The sequence below is a fragment of the Nocardioides panacisoli genome (assembly GCF_039537325.1).
GTDB lineage: Bacteria > Actinomycetota > Actinomycetes > Propionibacteriales > Nocardioidaceae > Nocardioides > Nocardioides panacisoli.
In genome coordinates this window covers 1-4,448 of the sequence record NZ_BAABAH010000030.1, presented here as the reverse complement: position 1 = coordinate 4,448, position 4,448 = coordinate 1, and the positions used below count along the sequence as shown (strand labels likewise).

Sequence of the window (4,448 nt, the reverse complement as noted above, 5' to 3'; positions counted from 1 at the left end):
GATCCTGCCGCAGTTCGACCGCCATCCGGGTGGCCCGCTCACGCAGCTCGTCGGGGTACTTCCTGGGTGCTGCCATGACTCTCATCCTCCATGGATTGAGAGCCTCCATCAGACCCGGGGCGATTCAGAGTTCCGCATCGGTTCGACTGACGCCGAGCACCTCACCATCACGGTGTTGGGTCGGGAGCACCCGGGCGCGGACGACTACTGGGACGGGAACTGGATTATCGCCACGGTGTCCATCGGTACAGGCAGTTTCACCGGTCAGGTCCGAGGATCACTGCGCATGGACGAGATCCACCGCTTCAACGAAGGGCTGAAGTTCCTCAACCAAAATCTCTTCGGTGCGGCAGTGCTCGAAACCATGGAGGATTGGATCACCCTCACTGTAAAAGCTGAGTCCAGTGGTCGGATCCAGATTTCGGGTGAACTCGCGGACGGAGCGGGCATAGGTAACGTCCTGCAATTTCGAGTTGCCTGAGGTGGATCAGACCTTCCTCGCGAGTTGGATCAGCAGCCTGAACGACATGGAGAGCGCGTACCCGGTAATCGGCAGGCCTTGAAACCTGCGACCGCTCACCGGAACCTCTAAGCTCTGCGCGACACTGGCGTGCGGAACCGCGCCTCGCCGTGCGGCTACTTGTTTCATTGACCTCAGGATCGGTGCCTGGCGAGGCTCGGTCCAGGTGTCCGGCCTGTGGCTCTCTGTGCGGCTGCCCACGAGTTGTTCGTGTGGCTCTCTACTGGCATGCGCGGGCGGGACGCCGTGAGCCGAGAGAGGCTCGAGAGGGGACTGCCCTGCTCTAAGTAGCGCTGCCCTCCCGGCTCGATGACCTGTCGGTTCGAGCATCGGAGATCAGCAGTGGGTGAGACGAGCAGCAGTCGTGTGGTGATCGGGATGGACCCGCACAAGCGGTCGGTCACGATCGAGGTGATGGACGCCGCCGAGAGGGTCCTCGATGGTGGCCGGTTCGGCACTGATGAGGCCGGTTTCGCCGCGTTGATGGATTACGTCAGCCGGTTCGGTGACCGGGTCTGGGCGGTCGAGGGCTGCAACGGGATCGGCCGGCACGTCGCGGTCCGGCTGGTCGCTGCGGGCGAGGAAGTCGTTGATGTGCCGCCGAAGCTCTCGGCACGGGCACGGGTCTTCTCGACCGGCCAGGGACGCAAGACCGACGCCACCGACGCCCACTCCGTCGCGCTGGTCGGGACCCGGATGAGCGGGCTGCGGCCGGTGGTGGCTGATGAGCAGCGCAAGGAGCTGCGGGTCCTGGTCGACCGCCGCGGCTGGCTGGGTGAGGAGCACACCCGCAAGGTCGCCCAGCTGCACCACCTGCTGCTCGAGCTGATCCCGGGCGGTGCGAAGAAGGACCTCTCCGCCGCCCAGGCCAAGGCGCTGCTGGCAGGGGTCCGTCCACGCGACGCAGCGGGCAAGGCGAGGCGTCGGGTGGCCGCGGAGCTGATCGGTGACCTGGAGCGGATCCACGTCCGGAAGAAGGCAGCCGACAAGGAACTGACCGAGCTGGTCCGCGCAACCGGCAGCAGCCTGCTGGATCTGCTCGGCATCGGACCCACGGGTGCCGCGCGGCTGCTGGTCGACGTGGAGGACATCACCCGGTTCCCCGACCGCGGGCACTTCGCGTCCTGGAACGGCACCGCCCCGATCGATGCCTCTTCCGGCGACCACGTCCGGCATCGGCTTTCGCGTCAAGGGAACCGGCAGATCAACCGCACCCTGCACATCATGGCCACCGTGCAGCTGCGCCGGCCCAGCGAAGGCCGCTCCTACTTCGACCGCAAACGGGCCGACGGCAAGACCAACATGGAAGCGATGCGCTGCCTGAAACGGCGTCTGTCCGACCTGGTCTACAAGACCATGCTCGACGACGTAGTGAGAGCGAAGGCGACGGGTCCGGGAGGGCACCGGGGCAACGACTCTGACTCCAGCGCGACCGGCTCACAACCCCACACCGGCTCTTCGGACAAGCCACTTCCCGGACCCGCCGATCCCCACCCTAGAACCCCACTTCCGGCTGCGTCTTGACACAGAGGGGCGCCAGTAGCGTGTGTTTCGGAAAGCCCACATCCAGCGATCGGACCGCCGGGCGGGGAGTAGGCACCGGTCATGGCTCGTCCATGGTGCGCTGCTCAGTGTGACGATGGGTGCCGGGCCGCTGAGACCCGGCTCAGACCTGCGGTACCGACCCGTGGAAGTGCCGCAACCGCCAGCGCCCCTTCGACCGCACAGCCACACACGTCAGCCTGAAGGGATCTCGGTCCTCGGCAGCCGCACCAGCTTCGTTGTCGAAACCGACGGTTCCGACAACGGCAAAGGCCAAGACGGTTGCATCACTCAGCAGCGGGACGACGTGGTCCCATTCCCAGCGCACGGTTCCCTCCTGCTCCAGGACCCGCGTGAGGTAGCCGCGCACCTCCTCGGCCCCGACGCTTGCAGCAGCCGTGCCGAACACAACGGCGTCCTCGTCGAAGAGCTCGAGAACGGCATCGAGATTCTTGTTCGCGACTGCGTCCTGCAGCGCGTCCAGCAGGTCCCGTGCTGACTGTTCTTCGCTCACGCCCGACTACCCCTGAATCTGTCCGACCGAGTTGAAGAGGCCTTCCCCTTAGGAAGTTTGGGGCACCGTGAGCTCGGTCTGCACCACGTCCGCGTTCGGAGCGGGGGCTGACAGGTGCAGGTGGTGAATAAGGATCTCTCCCTCGACTCGGCGTCCTGCGAGGGTTGCGCGCACCGAGGTGGAGGATCCGTCCGGAAGATGGATGGTGGGTCGGTCCGCGACGATCACCATTTCTCCGTGCTCGATGGTGACGGAATCGCCGCCAGTGACGCTGATGCCTGCCGCGCTCATCTCCGTCATCTGCGTCTGCATGAGGGCGACGATCGCGTCCTTGCCCTGGATCCACTCCTCCTCGTCCGTGCCGATGCAGATCGCGTCGTCGGCAAGGTGGTCTTCCCAGTCGGACATGTCGCCGCTCCCGAAGGACGCGAAGATGTCGGCCAGAAGGCCTCCGGGGTCGTCGTGATGGCTCATAGGTGGATCCTCGTTGAGCCTTCATGATTTTCCTAGGGCCTGAGCGCACCAGTCGTGACGCGAGCTTCCACTCATTGGCAGAAGCGCTTTCGTCGAGGGCCTCAAGGAGACCTTCGACCACCGCGCCCCGCCCCTCGCAGCTGGGGACGAAGGCGCCGTGGCATGACGCCAGGATCCGCCGATAGTCCAAGGGAAGCCACGATGCATTGATGCGGGCCAGGTCGCCGTCGATCGGCTTTCCGATCCGCCGCCTCGCGCTGTCGGGTGACACGCACTCAACGGCGCAGCGGCCGGCGACGTACAACGCATCCGGCGGGTTGAGATCAGGAACTTGAAACAGATGCGCACCTGGCCATGCCAGACTGCGGCATGATCCGGTCGTTCCCCAGCCGCTTCTGGAGTCACTATCGACACCGCGCGGCGTTCTCGCCCACGATGCAGGATCTCGAAAGCCCCCGTGAACTTTCGGGATGGGTCGATGCCATCGTGGCGATTGCTGCGACTCTGCTCGTCCTCGATCTGAGACTTCCCGAGCATTCTCGCGGCGGTTTGGGACACGCCCTCGCCGCCGAGCGGCAGCACTACGCGGCTTACGCACTGGGGTACGTCCTCGTCGTGCTGGGTTGGATCAACACCAAGCGGCTGCTCCGTTACCTGATCGGTGTCGACTACTACCTCACGCTAATGGTCATCTTGACCAACGGCGCCTGGACATTGAGCCCGTTCGCAGTCGGAACCTTGGCGAGCGCCGGTCACGACGTGCACGACCTCAGCATTGCCGTCCGCCTAATGTCGGGGATCATCACCGGCTCAATGATCATCTGGGCCTGCGCTGTGACCTACGCGAGCCGACGCGGCTTGTGGCAGCCGGGCCTCGACGAAACAACAAGAGCCATCTGGATCCCTGGCAGTCAGCTTGTGTGGATCGTGCCGGCTGCAGCGTTCGCCGCGAGTTACCTGTCGCCTTATGCGGCCCTCGGCCTCGTCGTGCTCTACGCCCTGATTGCCGCCATGCCGGTACCGGGTCGACTCGAGACCGCTGAGAGGCGAGACCATATTGCCGATCCGCCCCGCTCAGAAGGTGGCTCATAGAGCGCTGCTCGACGGACTCCGGCTGTACGTGGGATGTGACCACCCCGACTACTTGGTGACGGACTCGACGACCCAAGGCCGACCCACTCCTGCTCCACGCACGCCCCGTGCCGATCAGACGGGCCCTTCCTGAACCCGACGCGGTCGAGGGCGAAGGCGTCGCAAGAGATGCCCTCTACTCGGCTGCTTGTTTCATTGACCCCACGATCGGGGCTGACGAGGCTCGGTCGAGGTGCCCGGGGTTTGTCGCTCTCAATTCGGCTGCCCGCCTGCTGGGTGTGGCTCTCTTTTGGCCTGCGCTGCTCC

General features: G+C 65.1%; 5 protein-coding genes. 3 read left to right on the top strand and 2 right to left on the bottom strand.

The features are described 5' to 3' along the window. Positions 1-481, top strand: a 481-nt coding sequence (locus ABD709_RS21340) for a WapI family immunity protein (protein ID WP_344779081.1), incomplete at its 5' end; no start/stop codon positions are given. Positions 482-862: 381 nt separating this feature from the next. Further along, positions 863-2,044: an IS110 family RNA-guided transposase gene (locus ABD709_RS21335; RefSeq protein ID WP_344779080.1), complete on the top strand. Its 1,182-nt coding sequence runs from the start codon at positions 863-865 to the stop codon at positions 2,042-2,044. Between the two features lie 142 nt (positions 2,045-2,186). On the opposite strand, the gene ABD709_RS21330 is transcribed toward ABD709_RS21335, so the two are convergent. Beyond that, positions 2,187-2,576 carry an SgcJ/EcaC family oxidoreductase gene (locus ABD709_RS21330; RefSeq protein ID WP_344779079.1) on the bottom strand — a complete coding sequence of 130 codons (390 nt, stop codon included), beginning with the start codon at positions 2,574-2,576 and terminating at the stop codon, positions 2,187-2,189. A 48-nt stretch (positions 2,577-2,624) separates the two neighbouring features. Beyond that, positions 2,625-3,050: a nuclear transport factor 2 family protein gene (locus ABD709_RS21325; RefSeq protein ID WP_344779078.1), complete on the bottom strand. Its 426-nt coding sequence runs from the start codon at positions 3,048-3,050 to the stop codon at positions 2,625-2,627. 369 nt (positions 3,051-3,419) lie between these two features. On the opposite strand from ABD709_RS21325, the gene ABD709_RS21320 reads away from it, so the two are divergent. Further along, positions 3,420-4,142, top strand: a complete 723-nt coding sequence (locus tag ABD709_RS21320) for a TMEM175 family protein (RefSeq protein WP_344779077.1) — start codon at positions 3,420-3,422, stop codon at positions 4,140-4,142. Positions 4,143-4,448 lie beyond the last annotated feature (306 nt).

Coding starts and splice junctions, on each gene's coding strand:
- ABD709_RS21320 (WP_344779077.1), top strand. CDS start 3,420: ATGATCCGGTCGTTCCCCAGCCGCTTCTGGAGTCACTATCGACACCGC.
- ABD709_RS21325 (WP_344779078.1), bottom strand. CDS start 3,050: ATGAGCCATCACGACGACCCCGGAGGCCTTCTGGCCGACATCTTCGCG.